This is a genomic window from Massilia eburnea (assembly GCF_009720745.1).
In the GTDB taxonomy this organism is placed as follows: Bacteria; Pseudomonadota; Gammaproteobacteria; order Burkholderiales; family Burkholderiaceae_D; genus Rugamonas; species Rugamonas eburnea.
Map to the genome: position 1 here is coordinate 270,250 of NZ_WNKX01000007.1, position 18,228 is coordinate 288,477.

10 protein-coding genes are annotated in these 18,228 nt (G+C 64.9%); 1 reads left to right on the plus strand and 9 read right to left on the minus strand.

Translation table 11 applies throughout. The features are described from left to right. The first annotated feature begins 50 nt into the window (after positions 1 to 50). A complete protein-coding gene (locus GM658_RS12145; protein WP_155454298.1) occupies positions 51 to 2,141 on the plus strand; it encodes a TonB-dependent siderophore receptor in 2,091 nt (696 codons plus the stop codon). Positions 2,142 to 2,205: 64 nt separating this feature from the next. Here GM658_RS12145 and GM658_RS12150 read toward each other — a convergent pair whose 3' ends face one another. From GM658_RS12150 to GM658_RS12190, 9 genes are all read right to left on the minus strand, one after another. Continuing rightward, entirely contained in the window at positions 2,206 to 2,910 is a 705-nt protein-coding gene (locus GM658_RS12150; protein WP_155454299.1) for a hypothetical protein, read from the minus strand. 2 nt (positions 2,911 to 2,912) lie between these two features. Continuing rightward, the gene (locus tag GM658_RS12155) at positions 2,913 to 3,428 is read right to left on the minus strand and encodes an AAA family ATPase (protein ID WP_155454300.1); all 516 of its coding nucleotides are present in this window, start codon (positions 3,426 to 3,428) and stop codon (positions 2,913 to 2,915) included. Beyond that, positions 3,425 to 4,039, minus strand: a complete 615-nt coding sequence (gene pnuC / locus GM658_RS12160) for a nicotinamide riboside transporter PnuC (RefSeq protein ID WP_155454301.1) — start codon at positions 4,037 to 4,039, stop codon at positions 3,425 to 3,427. Before pnuC ends, GM658_RS12155 begins: the two co-directional genes overlap by 4 nt. Before the next feature lie 78 nt (positions 4,040 to 4,117). Beyond that, complete coding sequence (locus tag GM658_RS12165) at positions 4,118 to 6,253, minus strand: S46 family peptidase (RefSeq protein ID WP_371865092.1); 2,136 nt, start codon at positions 6,251 to 6,253, stop codon at positions 4,118 to 4,120. A 55-nt stretch (positions 6,254 to 6,308) separates the two neighbouring features. Beyond that, the gene (locus GM658_RS12170) at positions 6,309 to 7,853 is read right to left on the minus strand and encodes a PAS domain-containing sensor histidine kinase (protein ID WP_155454302.1); all 1,545 of its coding nucleotides are present in this window, start codon (positions 7,851 to 7,853) and stop codon (positions 6,309 to 6,311) included. Next, positions 7,850 to 10,417 (minus strand): chemotaxis protein CheB, encoded by a 2,568-nt coding sequence (locus GM658_RS12175; RefSeq protein WP_155454303.1) that lies wholly within the window; start codon positions 10,415 to 10,417, stop codon positions 7,850 to 7,852. The genes GM658_RS12170 and GM658_RS12175 overlap by 4 nt, the downstream gene beginning before the upstream one ends. Positions 10,418 to 10,464: 47 nt before the next feature. Next, a complete protein-coding gene (locus GM658_RS12180; protein WP_229416872.1) occupies positions 10,465 to 11,838 on the minus strand; it encodes an efflux transporter outer membrane subunit in 1,374 nt (457 codons plus the stop codon). After that, on the minus strand, positions 11,835 to 15,086 hold the full coding sequence (locus tag GM658_RS12185) for an efflux RND transporter permease subunit (protein ID WP_155454304.1): 3,252 nt from the start codon (positions 15,084 to 15,086) through the stop codon (positions 11,835 to 11,837). Before GM658_RS12185 ends, GM658_RS12180 begins: the two co-directional genes overlap by 4 nt. Then, complete coding sequence (locus GM658_RS12190) at positions 15,083 to 18,136, minus strand: efflux RND transporter permease subunit (protein ID WP_155454305.1); 3,054 nt, start codon at positions 18,134 to 18,136, stop codon at positions 15,083 to 15,085. The genes GM658_RS12185 and GM658_RS12190 overlap by 4 nt, the downstream gene beginning before the upstream one ends. Positions 18,137 to 18,228 lie beyond the last annotated feature (92 nt).

Below are 18,228 nucleotides of genomic sequence, written 5' to 3' on the forward strand. Positions count from 1 at the left end.
GGCTTCGCGTGCTCTCCCGCTGGCGCACACGCACAGCAAGAGCACAAAATATGAACCGTACTCACCTCACCTTGGCCGCACTGGCCGTCGCTTCCGCCTTCGCCCCTGCCGCTTATGCGCAGGACCAGAAAATGACCGAAGTGGTCATCACCGCCAACCGCGTGGCCGCTGAGCGCTCCTCGGTCGCCGGTTTCAGCGACCAGCCATTGCTGCAGACCCCTGCTTCGGTCAGCGTGCTGACCCGCGAGCAGCTGCAAGACCTGAACATCCGCAACACCACCGACGCCGTCAAGTTCGACGCCAGCATCGGCGACGCCTACAACGCTGTCGGTTACGCAGAGCAGTTCTCGATCCGCGGCTTCAAGCTGGATAACGCCAGCTCCTACCGCAAGGATGGCCATGCCATTTCCGGCGACACCCAGATCCCGCTGGAAAACAAGGAAAGCATCGAAGTGCTGCGCGGCCTGGCCGGCCTGCAGATGGGCATTGCCGCCCCGGGCGGCGTGATCAACTACGTGACCAAGCGTCCGACCGAGAACACGCTGCGCTCGGTGGTCTTCGAGGTAAGCGAGCGCGGCTCCCTGCTGGGTACAGTGGACCTGGGCGGCCGTTTCGAAGACCGCCGCTTTGGCTACCGCATCAACGCGGCGGGCGAGCGTATGCGCTCGATCATCAAGGGCGCTGACGGCCACCGCAGCTTCTTCTCCGGTGCATTCGACTTCCGCATCAGCCCACAGGCGCTGCTGCAGATCGATGGCGATTATCAGAAGAAGTCGCAGAAATCCGCGCCTGGTTTCCAGCTGATCGGCGGCACCAGCTTGCCAAACGTTGATCCGGCTACCTTCCTGAACGACCAGCCTTGGGCCAAGCCAGTGGAAACCACTTCCACCAATTTCGGCATGAACTTCCAGTACGAGCTGTCGCCTGAGTGGAAGGCCACCGTCAGCGCCAACCAGCACCACTTCAAGCGCGATGACTACACCGCTTTCCCTTACGGCTGCTCGAGCGAAGAGCTGTGGCCTGGCTTCTGCGCCAACGGCGATTACGACGTCTACGATTACCGCAGCCTGGGCGAGAAGAAGAAACCGCTGTCGGCCAAGGCGCAACTGAATGGCCGCTTTGCGGCTGGCGGCTTCCGCCACGAACTGACCGCCGGCTTCTCCTTCTTCAGCAACCACGAAAGCTGGGGCGATTATGTGTATGACCTGGCGGGCGTGAGCAATATCTACCACCCTGCCGTGGTGCCGATGTCGCCCAATATGCCGGGCCCTGTTTCGGAGCGCCGTACCGACAATGAGCGCGCCGCTTATGTGCAGGACATCGTGGGCCTGACCGACCAGCTGGCGCTGCACGCCGGCGCGCGTTACGCTTCCGTGCGCCGCTCGCAGGTGGATGCTGCGCCTACCCGCAACAACTTCTGGCTCCCGAATGTATCGCTGGTGTTCAGCCCGACTTCCAAGCTGTCCTACTACGCTTCCTACGCACAAGGCCTGCAGCATGGCGGCGTAGCGCCACTGGAGACCACCAATACCGGCTTCGCGCTGGCTCCGGGCAAGTCGAAGGAAGTGGAGCTGGGCGCCAAGGCTGACGTGAATGGCATTTCGCTGACGGCTGCCCTTTACCAGATCGACCAGGGTCTGGAGTTCACCGATCCTGTGTCCAATACCTTCGTGCGCAGCGGCCAGGAACGCCACCGCGGCCTGGAATTTACCGCGCAGGGCAAGGTGACGCGTGAACTGATGCTGGGCGCTTCGATGGCGGCTATCCATACCGAGCAGGAAGGTACCGGCCTGGCGAGCTACGACGGCAAGCGTGTGACCAATGTGCCGAACTTTAAGTCGACCGTGTGGGCTGACTACATTGTGACCGACGTGCCGGGGCTGAAGCTGAACGCGAACTGGCAATTTGCAGGCAAAAAGGCGTTTGACCAGGAGAACAAGGTCTTCGTTCCGTCTTACAGCGTGGTGAACCTGGGTGGTTCTTACGCGACGCGTATGGGCGGGTCGTCGGTGATCCTGCGTGCGCAGGTGAAGAATGCGTTTGATAAGTTCTACTGGCGCGATGTGACGCCGGATCTGGGTGGGTATCTGTTCCCGGGGTCGCCGCGGACGTTCCAGGTTTCGGCACAGGTTGATTTCTAAACCGGTAGTGCAGTGTCAGACCCACTGGGTCTGACACTTGATACGCGGCCGCCGCGGGACCGGTTTAAAAGATGTACTGCACCCTCATCGCAAACGAATTCGCCGCCCTTCCCGAATTCTTTCCGAACAGGTAAGCCGCTTCGTACTTGAAGTGATCCACCTGTCCAAAGAACGCCGGCCCCGCACGATGCCCCTGCTTCTTGGCCGGCAGCCAGTCATTCCACTTGCCCACTTCACCAAAGCCCTGCAGCCCCGGCGAGAACCAGCTTTTCCAACGCTGTTTGACCTGCCACTGGTAGACCAGCTCCGTGTCGTTCTGCTCCCCGTTATCCATCTCGCGCTGGAAGAACAGGTTGAAGTTGATCTGCGTACGCCAGACCTGCGCCTGCAGCACCGGCCCGATCTCCACGGCATAGCCATCGTCACGATTCCTTGCCCGCTCAACGGTCGTATGCAACGCCACATCCACATCGTACTGGCCTTGCGTCAGCAGGAAGTCGTTCTGCCATTCCAGGCCAGTGTTGCGCGTATGCCGGCCGTCGAACTGTACCCATTGCGTGGAAAGCTCGGTATACCAGCGCGGCGTCACGCCATAGGCAAAGCCGATCTCCGGGCTGGCCACGTTGCGTGAATTCTTGTAATGGGCGTTCCAGTACTTGTAGTCGATTGAAGCCTGCCCCGCCATGTCGTAGACGGAGACCAGGTAATAACCCGTATCGGCAAACGCGACCTGCGGCAGGAAGGCAGCCAGCACGAGCAATCGTTTCATCTTCAATCTCCCAGGAGTTGACCTACCTGTTTCAAGCGCTCGTCGAGGTCCCCGGAGATGCGCGTGTAAGGCACGCCGCGCCGGGCCAGTTCCTCGAGCAGGATGGCGTCAATCATACCGCTGACATCCTGCTCTTCGTGATGCAATCCATCGGGTATCCATGCAAATTCCGGCTTGCAGACCAGGGTAATGTCGTATCGGCGCGACGAAGCGAGGCTTTCGAGCTGCTCGTCGATGCCGCCGAAGTAGTGGATGCTGTATACCGCCGTCATCAGCGGCGTGGTGTCGCAGAACAGGAAGCGGCCGCCTTGCGCGGCCAGCGCCTCCTCGCGCGCGACCTGTGTGCTGGCGATGTGGAACTGGTCGCCCGCTACCGGCACCTCCTGCCGCACGTCGCAGAACTCGCGCAGGTATTCCGGCACCCAGGGTTCGCCGTAGCGCTGCGCCAGCGCCTGCGCCAGCGTGGTCTTGCCGGATGCAGCGGCGCCGATGATGGCGACGCGGTAAGGCTGCTTCATTTCCAGACGACCGCTTCTTTCGGCCCCGCGCTGCTGCCCTGCCAGGCCAGCAGGCCGGCAATCGCCATCGCCACGAACATGCCGTACAGGACGGCAGTCAGCATCAAGCCTTTGTGGACGTATAGCGCAACGTACAGCACGTCGACGATGATCCATACGTGCCAGTTCTCGATCTTCTTGCGCGACAGGAGAGCCTGGCCCACCAGGCTGCCGGCAGTCAGGAAGCCATCCGCATTCGGTACGTCGGTATTGGTGTAGGTGCGCAGGAACCAGGCCAGTATGCCGAAACCGGCCAGCCACGCCAGGCCGGACAGCACGCGCCCGCGCATCGTCAGCGCCGACACGCCCAGCTGCTTGCCCTGGTTACCATGCAGCCATTGGTACCAGCCCCAGAACGACACTGCGATGAACACCCCCTGCAGCGCCATGTCGCCATACAGCCTGGCGTCGAAGAAGACCACGGCATAAGTGGCGGAGGATACGATGGCGAACAGCCAGGCCCAGTGGTTCTGGCGGATATTCAGCCAGACGGTCAGCACCGACAGCACAAAGGACAGCAGCTCCAGCGGAGTCGTGGCGGGCAGGCCAAACAGGGAAATGGTTTCGTTCATAGCATCGCGAAGGGGTAACGCGCGATTATGCCATACGTAAAAAAGCGGGGCCCGATTTACAGGCCCCGCTTTCCTTGATTACTGCTTCGGATACTTGATCGTCATTTCCTTCAGCAGGTTGTCCGCGTGGTCGACCTCCTTCATCACCCACAGCATGTAGCGCACGTCGAGGTGGATGGCGCGCGTGATGTCGCGGTCGAAGTACCAGTCCTTGGTGATGGACTCATAGGTCGAATCGAAGTTCAGGCCCACCAGCTCGCCGCGCTTGTTGACGATGGCCGAACCCGAGTTCCCTCCTGTGGTGTCGGCCGAGGACAGGAAGTCGACCGGCACGGTGCCCAGCACCGGATCCTTGAACTGGCCGTAGCGCTTGGCCTTGACCGCATCGAGCAGCGCTTTCGGCGCGTCGAACGGCTCCTTGCCGGTGTACTTCTCGACGATGCCTTCCACGGTGGTGAACGGGCCCTTGGTCACGCCGTCACGCGGCGAGTAGGCCGACACCGTGCCGTAGGTCACGCGCAGGGTCGAGTTGGCGTCCGGATAGACCGGCTTGCCTTGCGACTTTTTCCAGGCGATGACTGCGCCCATGTACTGCGGGACGATCTTTTCCAGGTTGCCGTCCACTTCCTTGCGCCGCTCTTCCAGCGACATGGCCACGCCATGCATGCGCACGGCCAGCTTGATGAAGGGGTCGTCCGACTTTTCGAAGTCGGCCGGCGCCTTGTCCATCCAGGCCAGGCGGGTGGCGGTATCGGCCAGCCTGGATTGCTGGTACAAGGCAGGCACATCGGCCACCGCAGGCACCAGGTTGTCCAGCCACTGCGGGTGCGACTTGGCCGGCAGCTTGCCGTAGCGCTGCAAGCCGGCGACATAGCGCGCTTCGTCAACCGCCGGCACCAGCGACTGCTCCAGTCGGCTCAGGCGGCCCTTGATATTGGAAATGTCGCGCTCCTGGTAGCCCGATTCGCGGTCGGCGTCCGGCTTCTGCTTTTCCAGCGCCAGGCGGTACAGGGTGCGGGCGCTCTTCAGCAGGTCGCTGTAGGTTGCCACGCCATAGGCGAATTCCTCGTCGCTCAGCGCCATGTCGGCGGCGATGTCGGCATCCAGTTCGGCCAGCATGGCGGCCGAAGCGTTCGGCTGCTTGCCGTACCAGCTGCGGAATTCAGCGTCCTGCACGTCCTTGATGGCGGCGATGTCCTTGCGCGCGAAGCCGTCCAGCAAGCCCTGGGTTTTCTTCATGCGGTTGTTGATGGACTTGACCACGCTGGCGTAGCGCACCACGTCGTTGTCCTTGCCCTTTGTGGCGGCGGCGATGGCGTCCAGGTCGGCCTGGTAATCGGCCACCATGGCCGGGTAGCTCAGGTCGCGCGCGTAGCGGATTTCCACCGGCAGCTTGTAGCGGCTGGTGCGGCCCGGGTAGCCGGCCAGCAGGATAGGATCGCCGGCTTTCAGGCCTTCCGCCGATACCACCAGGAAGTCCTTGGATTTGTAAGGCACGTTGTCCGGCGACGGGTCGGCCGGCTTGCCGTCCTTGCCCACGTAGGCGCGCAGGAAGGAGTAGTCGCCGGTGTGGCGCGGCCACTCGTAGTTGTCGATGTCGCCGCCGTAGTTGCCGATCGATTCAGGCGGCGCGTATACCAGGCGCACGTCCTTGATCATCATCTGGCGGATGCGGTAGTACTCGGCGCCGCGGTGGAAGGCCGGCACGGAGCAGCGGTAGTTCTTGTCGGTTTCGCACTCGGCGATCAGGGCCTTGATGCGTTTCTTGGTCTCGGCGTAGCGTTCCTTGCCGGACAGCTTGTCCAGGCCGTCGTTCACGCGCGCAGTCACGTTTTCCAGCTTGTCGGTCACGTAGACGCGGGTAGTCGGGCCGCCGGGCAGTTCTTCGGCGCGGGTCTTGGCCAGGAAGCCGTTGGCAATGTAGTTCTTTTCAGCGGTCGAATTGCGCTGGATGGCGCCGTAGGCGCAGTGATGGTTGGTGACCACCAGGCCGTCAGGGGATACGAACGATGCCGAGCAGCCGTCCAGCGACACGATGGCGCTCATTGGGTGCTTGGACAGGTCGGCCAGGCGTTCGGCCGGGATGGTGATGCCGATGCGCTTCAATTCCGCCTTCAATTGAGGCAGTTGGTGCGGCTGCCACTGGCCTTCGTCGGCCATGGCGGGAGCGAACGCGGATAGCAGCGCTGCCGTAAGTGCGAGTTTTTTGGTCAAAATAGTCCCCTGAACGTTTAAGCAACGGCAGTATAAGCGTTCCGCGTATCAGAGGCTATTGATTAGTTGGCAATGGCAGGCGCACCCGGATGCAGCACCCTGCGCCCGGATCATATTCGTTCAGGGCGAAGCTGCCGTGCAGGGCGTCGGCCCGCTCCTGCATGCCGATCAGGCCGAAGGAGCCGGGACGCTCGCGGCAGGACGGCGCGATGCCGATGCCGTTGTCTTCCACTTCGAGCAGGATCACGCCCTCCTCCACCCACAGCCGCACCGTGACCATGCTGGCGCGCGAATGGCGCAGAACATTGACCAGCGCTTCCTGCACGATGCGGAACAGCACCAGACTCTGGTCATTGCCGATGACCGCCAGTTGCGCCTCGCCGGGCAATTCCAGTTCGTAGCGCAGGCTGCTGCGCTGGCGGAAATCGTTCACCAGCCATTCCAGCGCCGCCGCCAGGCCCAGGTCCAGCACCGAGGGGCGCAATTCGTTCATGATGCCGCGCACGCTGCGCAGCGTGGCGTCGATATTGTCCAGGGCTGCGGCCACGCGCCGCGCAAAACGGTTCTGGCGGCCGCCCATGCGCTCGTTCAGCTGCACGATGTCGAGCTTCAGCGCCAACAGGTTTTGTCCCAGTTCGTCGTGGATTTCGCGCGCGATGCGCTTGCGTTCCTCTTCCTTGACCGCCGCCATATGGGCCGACAGCTGGCGCAATTGTCCATTGGCGTGCAGCAGTTCGGCGGTGCGCTGCACGACCCGCGTTTCCAGGTTGCGGTGCAGGTCTTGCAGGGCCGATTCGGCCTGCTTGCGCCGGCTGATGTCGGACAGGACGGCCACCACGCCGGCCACGCCGCCGTCCGGCCCGGCCAAAGTGCGCAGCGAGAGCGCGGCCTGGAAGTCGCCGCCGTCCGGGCGGCGGCCGCTCAGTTCTCCCTGCCAGCTGCCGCGTTCCAGCGCATGCAGCGACGCATCGGCGCCGCACAAGGCGCCCAGGTCGCTGCCGATGGCTTTTTCTTCGGTATAGCCGCTGATGGCAGAAAAGGCGGGATTGACGGCGACGATGGCGCCGTTGGCGTCCGCCACCGCCACGCCCTCTCCCAGGTTATCCAGCACGGCAAAGGCGCGCCGCAGCGCGGCGTCGTTCTGTTCGTGCGAACGCACGTCGCTCACCACCATGCGGATCGCTTCGCCGGCGTGATCGAGGTTGGCTTCAATGCGCACGCGGGCGCCGCCGATGCCATCGAACAGCTGCGCCTCCATGGCGGCGCTGGCGCCGTCGGCGTCCAGGCTGGCCAGCATGCGGCGCAGGCCCGGCTGGCAGGCCGGCGCCACGAAACGCTCCACCGGCTGGCCTGGCAGTTCGTGCAGGGGCAAGGCGAACAAGGCCGCTGCGGCGCGGTTGGCGCCGGCGATGCGGCCGTCGCGCGCCAGCGCCAGGTAGCAGACTGGCGCCTGGTCGAACAGGCCCGCGTAGCGCAGCAGGCCCTGTTCGACTTCCCGTTTCTGACGCTCGAGCTCCGCCAGGGCGGCACTCTGGACTTCAAGTTCCAGCTGGCTGACTTGCAGCTCGTGCCATTGGCGCAGGGCGTCGGTACGGGTCATTTGTTGTTGCCTCCTTCAGGCGTTAAACGCGCTTCCAGCAATTTGAGTTCGGTGACGTTGACGAAGGTTAGCACCAAACCATCGATCACGTTGTTCACCGTACGGTAAGGCATGATGCGCACCATGAACCAGCGCCCGTCGCGGGTCGGGATCTGGCGCTCGCAGAACACCAGGGAGCGCAGCACTTCGGCCGCATCGTCTTCCATGTCCGGGTACACCAGGTCGTTGGCGATGTCGCTCAAAGGACGGTTCAGGTCCGTCGCGATCAGCTTGTACAGCTGGGTGGCCTGGTTGGTGTAGCGGCGGATGTTCATCGCGCTATCGAGGAAGATGACGGCTATATCGGTGCTGTTCAGCAGGTTCTTCATGTCGCTGTTGACCAGGGACAGGTCGTCCACCTTGGACTGCAGTTCGGCGTTGACGGTGTACAGCTCTTCGTTCAGCGACTGCATTTCCTCCTTCGAGGTGGTGAGCTCCTCGTTGGTCGACTGCAGTTCTTCGTTGGTCGACTGCAGTTCCTCGTTGGCCGCCTTCAGCTCTTCGCGCGAGGTCTGCATCTCTTCGCGCACTGATTGCAGTTCCAGGCGCGCCATGGTCAGCTGCTGCTCCAGCTCCTGCGGGCGCGGATCGGCGCCGCGGCCGCCGCGCTTGCGGGCCGGCATTGGCGCGGCGTGGAAGGTCACCAGCAGGTTGTGACCGGAGGTGCCGTCTTCGTGCACGACTTCTGCGGTCATGTCGACCAATAGCGAGGAGGCTCCGTCCTTGAACAGCAGCTCGCGCACGGATTCGGTCGATTCGCTGCGGTTGGCGCGCTCGATCAGGTCCGCCAGTTCGTAGCGCAGGCCGTCGCGCGCCATGGCGTGTATATTCCAGTTGGCGCGGCCCGCTGCCGGCTCCAGGAAGGTGCCGGTGCGGCCGTGGATATACAGGATATCGCCATCGCTATTGATCATGACTGCCGCCGGCGTATGTGCTTTAAGCAGCAGGTGTTCAACTTGTGTCTGGATATTGCCGTTCATGGTCATGGTAGTAACTTCGATGGAACTTGGTTGCGCGGCTTTCGCGATCTTGGTCGGGAAATAATTCGCCACGCGCTGCGTGCTCGCGTCCAGGCGGCGGTAAATGCGTCCGCAGCCCGGCACCGGGGTGAATAATTCGTTGTAGCTGCCCGGTGTATCCGCACTCCCCAGGACCAGCAAGCCTTCCGGTTTCAAGGCGTAGTGGAACAACGGTATCAGCTGTTCCTGCAGTTTAGGGTTGAAATAGATTAGCAGATTGCGGCAGCTAAGAATATCGAGTTTGGTGAACGGCGGATCGGAGATGATGTTCTGCTGCGCGAAGATGATCATGTTGCGCAGCTCCTTGCGGATCCGGTAGCCGGAACCGTCGCCCACGAAGTAGCGCAGCAGCCGTTCATGCGAAATGACTTCCTCCACGCCGCGCCCGAACATGCCCTGGCGCGCCTTGTCGATGGCGTCGCCGTGCAGGTCGGTGGCGAAGATCTGCAGCGAGTACTTGCCCGGTTCACCGGGGCTCATGCGCGTCACGGCTTCGTCGAACACCATGGCCAGGGTGTATGCCTCTTCCCCGGTCGAGCACGCCGGCACCCAGGCCTTGAACGCCGCACCGTCCGGATTGGCCGCCAGCAGCTGCGGGATGGTCTCGTGGCACAAGTGCTCCCACACCGACGGATCGCGGAAGAAACTGGTCACCCCGATCAACATTTCGCGGAACAGCAGCTGCACCTCGCCCGCGTTCTCGCGCAGATAGGCCACATAGGCTTCCATCGAATCGAGCTGGTGCAGCTTCATGCGGCGCTCGATGCGGCGCAGCACGGTGCTCATCTTGTATTCGGTGAAGTTGTTGCCGGTATGGCGCTGCAGCAGCGACATCAGCTCGCGCAGCGCCTGGCGCCGCGCGCGCGCCGCGCCGTGGGCGCCGCCATGCGGCACCGAGCGCACCTGGCACAGCCACATCGGCATGGCGCCGGGCGGCGCGACGAAATCGGCCACGCCGGCGGTGATGGCGCTGCGCGGCATCGAGTCGAATTTGGCGGAATTGGGTTCCTGCGCCAGCGTCACGCCGCCCGCTTCCTGGATGGCGCGCAGGCCGGCGGTGCCGTCGGTGCCCATGCCGGAAAACACCACGCCGGCGGCAGCCTGGCTTTTTTCGGCGGCCAGGGTACGGAAAAAGGCGTCGATCGGATAGCGGCCGTGCGTGTCGGCCGTTTCCACCGCCATCAGCTTTTCGTTGGAAAACGCCAGGTCGAAGTTGGGCGGCGCCACGTACACATGGTCCGGCCGCACTTCGATCGACTCGGCGATTTCACACACTTCCATGCTGGTGATACGGCGCAGCAGCTCGGGCAGCAGGCCGCGCCGCGAAGGGTCCTGATGCTGCAGGACGATAAAGGCCATGCCGGTACGCGACGGCATGGAGGCGAGGAATTCCGAAATCGCGTCCAGCCCTCCGGCCGACGCGCCCATGCCGACGATCTGCACCGCCTGGCGGTGCCGTAGAACTTCGCTGGAGTCCGATTCAGATGAAACTAGCGGGTTAGTCATCCCGTCATGATGCCAGTGACGCCAGGAAATGGCAAACGGCCGTTGACTTACTGTTGCCGCCAGCCTCCCCCCAGTGCCTGCACCAGCGCCACCGCGCTCGACTGGCGGTCGGCCTGGGTTTGCAACAGCGCGCGGCGGGCGTTCAGCGCCGTGACCTGGGCCGTCACGACATCGGTGTAGCCGACCTGGCCCGCCCGGTAGCGGTTCAGCATCTGCTGCTCGACCTGGGTGGCCGAATTGGCCGAGGTTTCGCGCAGCGACTGCTGCTGCGCCAGCACATTGCCGGCCGCCAGCTGGTTCTCGACGTCGGCCAGCGCGTCCAGGACAGACTGGCGGTAGTTGGCCACGGCCACGTCGCGCGCGGCGCTGGCCTGGTCGACGCGGGCGCCGGTGGCGCCGGCATTAAATAGCGTCTGCGCCGCCGACAGGCCGAGCGACCAGAGCGTATTGGAGGCACTGAACAAGCCGCCCGCCGCGCTGCCGGCCACGCCGTAGCTGCCGCTCAGGCTCAGGCTCGGGAAGTAGGCGCTGCGGGCGATGCCGATCTGCGCGTTGGCTGCCGCCACCCGGCGTTCGGCGGCGGCGATGTCGGGGCGCCGCTCCAGCAGCGTCGATGGCAGGCCGACCGGGATGGCCGGCACCTGCAGCGTCCACGGCGCCGGCGCCAGGGCAAAGTCGGCCGGCGCCTTGCCCAGCAGGACGGCGATGGCGTGTTCAAACTGGGCGCGCTGGCGCTGCGTGGTCAGGCGGTCGGCGCTGGCGTTGGCAAGCTGGGTTTGCGCCTGCAGCAGGTCCGACGTGGGCGCCACGCCGGCGTTGACGCGGTTCTGGGTGATTTGCAGTACGCGCTGGTAGCCTTCCACCGTTTCCGTGAGCAGCGCCAGTTGGGCGTCGGCCAGGCGCAGGCCGATATAGTTGGCGGCCAGTTCGCCCTGCGCCGACAGGCGCGCCGCCGCCAGGTCGGCGGCGCTGGCCTGGGCGCTGGCCTGGGCGCCGCTGACGCCTGCGCGCAGCCGGCCCCACACGTCGGGCTCCCAGCTGCCGCCGATGTTCACGCGGTACTGGTTGCCGGTGCGCTGCTGCCCGCCTCCGCCGCTGCGGTCTGCACTGGCGTCCAGCGTCACTTGCGGGAACAGCGAGGCGCGCTGCTCGGCCACCAAGGCACGGGCCTGGGCGTAGCGCGCTGCCGCCGCAGCCACGTTCTGGTTGTTCACTTCCACCTGCCGGGCCAGCTCGTTGAGGGTGGCGTCGCCGAACAATTCCCACCATGGGCCCTTTTCAAGCAGGTCGGCCGGCGCCGCGGGCTGCCAGCCCTGCGCTTCCTTGAACTGGGCCGGCAGCGGTGCACTGGGCACCTGGTAGGCCGGGCCGGTGGCGCAGCCGGCCAGTGCCAGGGTCATCGCGCCGAGAATTTTTTTCATGATGTCGCCTTTGCGCCACGCAGGCGCATCTTGTCCAGCAAAAGGTAGACCACTGGGGTGGTCAGTAAAGTCAGCATCTGGCTGGCAATCAGGCCGCCGATGATGGCGATGCCGAGCGGCTGGCGCAGCTCCGAGCCCTCGCCAAATCCGATCGCCAGCGGCAGTGCGCCCAGCGCCGCCGCCATGGTCGTCATCAGGATCGGGCGGAAGCGCAGCAGGCAGGCTTCGCGCACCGCGCTCAGCGAGTCCAGGCCGCGCGTACGCTCGGCTTCCAGCGCGAAGTCGATGATCAGGATGGCGTTCTTTTTCACGATGCCGATCAGCAGGAAGACGCCGATCAGGGCGATCAGCGAGAACTCCATGCGGAACATGAGCAGCGCGAGCACCGCGCCGACGCCGGCCGACGGCAGCGTGGACAGCACGGTGAGCGGATGCACCAGGCTTTCGTACAGCATGCCGAGGACGATGTAGATCACCACCAGCGCGGCGGCGATCAGGAAGGGCTGCTGCTGGTTGGTTTCCTGCGCGGTGCGCGCCGTGCCCTGGAAGCTGCCGCGCACGTTGTTTGGCATGCCGATGGCGTTTTCCGCATCCTTCACCGCCTGCTGCGCCTGTCCCAGGCTGGCGCCGTCGGCCAGGTTGAAGGAGATCGTGGTCGCCAGCTCGCCGTCCTGGTGGTTCACCGAGGCCGGTGTGGAGCGCTCGGAGAACGATGCCAGCGCCGTCAAGGGCACCATTGCATCGGCCTTGGTGCTCAGGGCCGAGCCGCCCGACGGGTCGCGCATGCCGGCGCCGACCACTGCGCCGCTGCTGCTTCCCCCGCCGCCGCTCGTTGCCGTGCTGGCCGCCGTGGCCGTGTTTGTGGCCGTGCTTGTGCTCATGGCCGCGCCGGCCGTTGGTTGGCTGCTGACCGCCCCACGGCGGCCGACATAGACATCGGACAGCGACTCGGGGCTGAGCGCATATTCCGGCGCCACCTCCATCACCACCTTGTACTGGTTCAGCTCATCGTAAATGGTGGCCACCTGGCGCTGCCCGAACGCGTTGTACAGCGAATTGTCGACATCGCGCATGGTCAGCCCCATGCGCGCCACCATGTCCTTGTCCGCCGCGACAAAGGTTTCCACGCCGTTGTCCGCCTGGTCGGTATCGACGTCGACCAGTGCCTTTTCCCGCTTCATTTCATCCGCCAGCCGCGAAGCCCAGCGTTTGAGATTGGCCCGGTTATCGCTTTTCAGCGTGTACTGGTAGGTGGAGTTGCTCTGCCGCCCACCCATGCGCAGGTCCTGCACCGTGTTCAGGAACAGCGACACGCCCGTCACCCGCGCCAGCTTTGGCCGCAGGCGCGAAATCACCTGCTGCCCGGTCACGTCGCGTTCCCCTACCGGCTTCAGGCTGACAAACATGAAGCCGCCGCCGGCGCGCGAACCGCCGGTAAAGCCAACCACCGTCGCCACCGCGGGATCGTCGCGGATGATATTCACCAGCTGCCGCAGTTTCTCCTGCATGGCCTGGAATGAGATGCTCTGGTCGGCCCGGATGCCGCCGTTGATCTGTCCCGTATCCTGCTGCGGGAAAAAGCCCTTCGGCGCCGCCGCGTACAGGTAGACGTTCAGGCCGACGACGAAGACCAGCGACAGCATCACCAGCAACGGGCTGGCCAGCGCCCAGTCCAGCGATTTTTCATAGGTGCGCAGGACGAAGGCGAAGCCGCGCTCAAACCAGCGCGAAATGCGGCCTTCCGGCTTGTGCCCGGCGCCCGGCCGCAGCAGCCAGGCGCACAGCATCGGCGTCGTAGTCAACGAAATGAGCAGCGAAATCATCACTGCCGCCGACAAGGTCACCGCAAATTCGCGGAACAGGCGCCCCACCTGTCCGCCCATGAACAGCAGCGGAATGAACACCGCCACCAGGGACACGCTGATCGACAGCACGGTAAAGCCGACTTCCTTCGCCCCTTGCAGCGCCGCCGCAAAGCGCTCCATGCCCGCTTCCATATGGCGCGCCGTATTTTCCAGCACCACGATCGCATCGTCGACCACGAAGCCGGTGGCCACCGTCAGCGCCATCAGGCTGAGGTTATTCAGGCTGAAACCGAGGAAGTACATGATGCCGAAAGTGCACAGCAGCGACACCACGGTGGCAATAGCCGGAATCACCGTCGCCCGCGCGCTGCGCAGGAAGGCGCTCACCACCAGCACTACCAATGCAATGGAAATCAGCAGCGTCACTTCGATCTCGAGCAGCGACGAGCGGATGGAATTGGTGCTGTCCGAAGCGACCTGCAGCTTCACGTCCTGCGGCAGCTGCGCCTGCAATTGCGGCAGCAGCGCGCGCACTGCGTCCACCGTTTCGATGACATTGGCGCCCGGCTGGCGCGTCACCAGGACGATGACGGCCGGTTCGCCATTGAAAAGTCCCAGCGTATTGCGGTTTTCCGCGCCATCGACAACCTGCGCCACGTCCTGCAGGCGGATTGCGGCGCCGTCGCGCCAGGCCACCACCAGGTCGCGGTAATCGGCCGCACTGCGCCCGCCACTGGCAGTCGAAGCCGCCGAGTAGATCTGCAGGCGGCGCCCTTCCACTTCGATGGCGCCCTTGGGGCGGTTGGCGTTGGTGGCCTGGATCGCGGCCCGCACGTCTTCCGACGAAACGCCGTAGCGGTTCAGCGCAAACGGCAGCAGCTCCACGCGCACCGCCGGCAGCGAGCCGCCGCCGATCTCCACGTCGCCCACGCCCTTCACCTGCGCCAGCTTTTGCTGCACGATGTTCGACACCGATTCGTACACCTGGCCCGGGCTGCGGGTGGGAGAAGTCAGCGCCAGGATGATCACCGGGGCGTCGGAAGGATTGGCCTTGCGGTAGGTCGGGTTGCTGCGCAGCGTGGCCGGCAGGTCGGCGCGCGACGCGTTGATCGCGGCCTGCACCTCGCGCGCCGCCGCATCGATCTTGCGGTTCAGTTCAAACTGCAGGTTGACCCGGGTCGAGCCGCTGCCCGAGGAGGATGTGACCTCGTTGACGCCCGCGATGACCGCCAGGCGCCGCTCCAGCGGAGTGGCCACGCTGCTGGCCATGGTGTCCGGGCTGGCGCCAGGCAGGCTGGCGCTGACCGAGATCGAGGGATAGTCCACCTGCGGCAGCGGCGATACCGGCAGCACGAAGAAGGCCGCGACGCCCGCCAGCGCCAGCCCGATCGTCAGCAGCACCGTGGCGATGGGGCGGCGGACAAAAGGCTCGGACAGGTTCATGCCAGCTCCTCGCGCCCGCGCCCCCGGCGGCGCTGGGCCAGGCGGTCGAAGGCGAGATAGATTACCGGCGTGGTGTACAGCGTGAGCAGCTGGCTGACAATCAGGCCGCCGAAGATCGACAAGCCAAGCGGGCGGCGCAGCTCAGCACCCTCGCCCCAGCCGAACATCAGCGGGATGGCCGCGAACAGCGCCGCCAGCGTCGTCATCAGGATGGGCCGCAAGCGCAGCAGCGCCGCCTGATGGATCGCATCGCGCGGCGCCATGCCCTGTTCGCGTTCCGCCTCGATCGCGAAGTCGATCATCATGATCGCGTTCTTCTTCACAATGCCGATCAGCAGGATGATGCCGATGATGCCGATCACGCCCAGCTCCTGCCCCGTCAGCATCAGCGCCAGCAGCGCGCCCACGCCGGCCGACGGCAGCGTGGACAGGATGGTCAGCGGGTGGATATAGCTTTCATACAGCACGCCCAGCACGATATAGACGCACACCACCGCCGCCAGGATCAGCCAGAGCTGGTTGCTCAGGGAAGCCTGGTAGGCGCCCGCCGCGCCAAGGAAGGTCAGGCTGACCGACTGCGGCAGGCCGACATCCTTCGCCGCCTCGCGGATGGCGTCAACCGCCTGCCCCAGCGCCACGCCGGGCGCTGCGTCGAAGCCGATGGTGGTGGCCGGATACTGCGCCACGTGGGTCACCTGCAGCGGCGCCGGGCGTTCCTGCACGCTGGCGATGGCCGACAAGGGCGTCGGCTTGCCGCTGCCGGTGCGCAGCTGCAGGTTGCCCAGCGCTTCCGGGGTATCCATGCGGTCCTGGTCGGCCTCCAGGATCACGCGGTACTGGTTGGTCTCGGTGAAAATGGTCGACACGATGCGCTGGCCGAAGGCGCTGTACAGCGCATCGTCCACTGCGGCAGCCGTGATCGACAGGCGCGATGCCGTATCCCGGTCGATGCTCACGTAAGCGCCGGCGCCGGTGGCCGCGACGTCCGACACCACGTTGCGCAGGCGCGGCTTGGCAGCCATGCGTTCGGAGAGCCTGGTGGCCCATTCGGCCACGGTGGCATTGTCGGCGCCTTCCAGCGATACGCGGTACTGGGTTGGGCCGCTTTCGGCATCGATGGTCAGGTCCTGCGTCGGCTGCAGGTAAAGCTTGACGCCCGCCACCTGCGCTACGCGCTGGCGCAGCCGGTCCATCACCACCGCCAGCTTGTCGCGGTCGGGCTTCAGGTTGACCAGCATGCGGCCGGTATGCAGCATGGTGTTGTTGCCGGCGTCGACGCCCACCACGGAACTGAGCGAAGCAACCGCAGGATCGTCCAGCATGGCGCGCGCGGCTTGCTGCTGCAGCTGCGCCATGCGTTCGTAGGAGACAGATTGCGCCGCTTCGATGCGGGCCTGCAGTTGGCCCGTATCCTGGGTCGGGAACAGCCCCTTGGGAATCCAGATATAAAGCAGCGCCGTCAGCAGCAGCGTGCCAAGCGCCACCAGCAAAGTCGTGCCCTGGTGCTCGAACACCCATTGCAGGCTGCCGTCATAACGCTTGATCAGGCGGTCAAACATAGTATTTTCATCGTGCGCTACCAGCCAGCGGCCGGACATCATCGGCACCAGCGTCAGCGAGACCACGGCGGAAATGAGGATCGTGATGGCCAGCGTGACCGCAAATTCCCGGAACAGCCGGCCCACCACGTCGCCCATGAACAGCAGCGGAATCAGCACCGCGATCAGCGACACCGTCAGCGAGATGATGGTGAAGCCGATCTGCTGCGCGCCCTTGAGCGCGGCATCCATCGGGCTTTCGCCATCCTCGATATGGCGCGCGATGTTTTCGATCATGACGATCGCATCGTCCACCACGAAGCCGGTGGCGATGGTCAGCGCCATCAGGCTGAGGTTATTCAGGCTGTAGCCGAGCAGGTACATGGCGCCGAAGGTGCCGACCAGCGAAATCGGCACCGCCAGGCTGGCAATCACCGTCGCGCGCGGGCTGCGCAGGAACGCGAAGATAACCAGCACCACCAGCACCACGGCCAGCAGCAGTTCGATTTCCACGTGCTCCACCGATGCGCGGATGCCGTTGGTGCGGTCGCTCAGCAAGGTCACTTCGATGGCGCCTGGCAGGCTGGCTTGCAATTCGGGCAGGCGCGCCTTGATGGCGTCCACCGTGGCGATGACATTGGCGCCGGGCTGGCGCTGAACGTCGAGGATGATAGCGGGCGTCAGTCCGGCCCAGGCGCCAAGCTTGACGTTTTCGGCGCTGTCGACCACGCGCGCCACGTCCTGCAGGCGCACGGGCGCGCCGTTGCGGTAAGAGACGATCAGCTGGCGGTAATCTTCCGCCGCCAGCAGCTGGTCGTTGGCATTGATGGTGAAGGCGCGCGCCGGGCCGTCAAAGCTGCCCTTGGCGCTGTTGGCGTTGGCCGCCGTGATCGCATTGCGCAAGGTGTCCAGGCCAAGGCCGTAGCTGGCCAGTGCTTGCGTGTCGGCCTGGATGCGTACCGCAGGGCGCTGGCCTCCGCTCAGGGTAACCAGGCCGACGCCGTTCACCTGACTGATTTTCAGCGCCAGGCGGGTGTTGACGATGTTCTGCACTTCCGTCAGCGGCATCGTGCGGGAAGTGATGGCCAGCGTCAGCACCGGCGCGTCGGCCGGGTTGACCTTGGCGTACACAGGCGGCGCCGGCAGGTCGGTCGGCAGCAGCGAGCTGCCGGCGTTGATCGCGGCCTGCACTTCCTGCTCCGCCACATCCAGCGTCTGGCCCAGGCTGAATTGCAGGGTGATGATGGAAACGCCGGCGGCGCTGGTGGAGCTCATGCGCTGCAGGCCGGCCATCTGGCCGAACTGGCGTTCCAGCGGCGCAGTGACCGTGCGGCCCATGACTTCCGGGCTCGCGCCCGGATACAGCGTGCTGACCTGGATCGTCGGGAAGTCCACTTGCGGCAACGCCGACAGCGGCAGGAAGCGGTAGCCAAGCAGGCCGGCCAGTACGATGGCCAGCATGAACAGCGCCGTCGCCACCGGCCGCTTGATGAATGGCGTCGATGGACTCATCGCGTTACGCCGTCCGCCGCACGGCCCTCGCCTCGCGCTGCGCCGTCACGCCCGCGCCGTCCGCCGGCCGCATCGCCCGCTGCGCCGTCCGG

Bases quoted from the DNA above. Each gene is read 5' to 3' on its own strand.
- GM658_RS12145 (WP_155454298.1), top strand. From the start codon at position 51: ATGAACCGTACTCACCTCACCTTGGCCGCACTGGCCGTCGCTTCCGCC.
- GM658_RS12150 (WP_155454299.1), bottom strand. From the start codon at position 2,910: ATGAAACGATTGCTCGTGCTGGCTGCCTTCCTGCCGCAGGTCGCGTTT.
- GM658_RS12155 (WP_155454300.1), bottom strand. From the start codon at position 3,428: ATGAAGCAGCCTTACCGCGTCGCCATCATCGGCGCCGCTGCATCCGGC.
- pnuC (WP_155454301.1), bottom strand. From the start codon at position 4,039: ATGAACGAAACCATTTCCCTGTTTGGCCTGCCCGCCACGACTCCGCTG.
- GM658_RS12170 (WP_155454302.1), bottom strand. From the start codon at position 7,853: ATGACCCGTACCGACGCCCTGCGCCAATGGCACGAGCTGCAAGTCAGC.
- GM658_RS12175 (WP_155454303.1), bottom strand. From the start codon at position 10,417: ATGACTAACCCGCTAGTTTCATCTGAATCGGACTCCAGCGAAGTTCTA.
- GM658_RS12180 (WP_229416872.1), bottom strand. From the start codon at position 11,838: ATGAAAAAAATTCTCGGCGCGATGACCCTGGCACTGGCCGGCTGCGCC.
- GM658_RS12185 (WP_155454304.1), bottom strand. From the start codon at position 15,086: ATGAACCTGTCCGAGCCTTTTGTCCGCCGCCCCATCGCCACGGTGCTG.
- GM658_RS12190 (WP_155454305.1), bottom strand. From the start codon at position 18,136: ATGAGTCCATCGACGCCATTCATCAAGCGGCCGGTGGCGACGGCGCTG.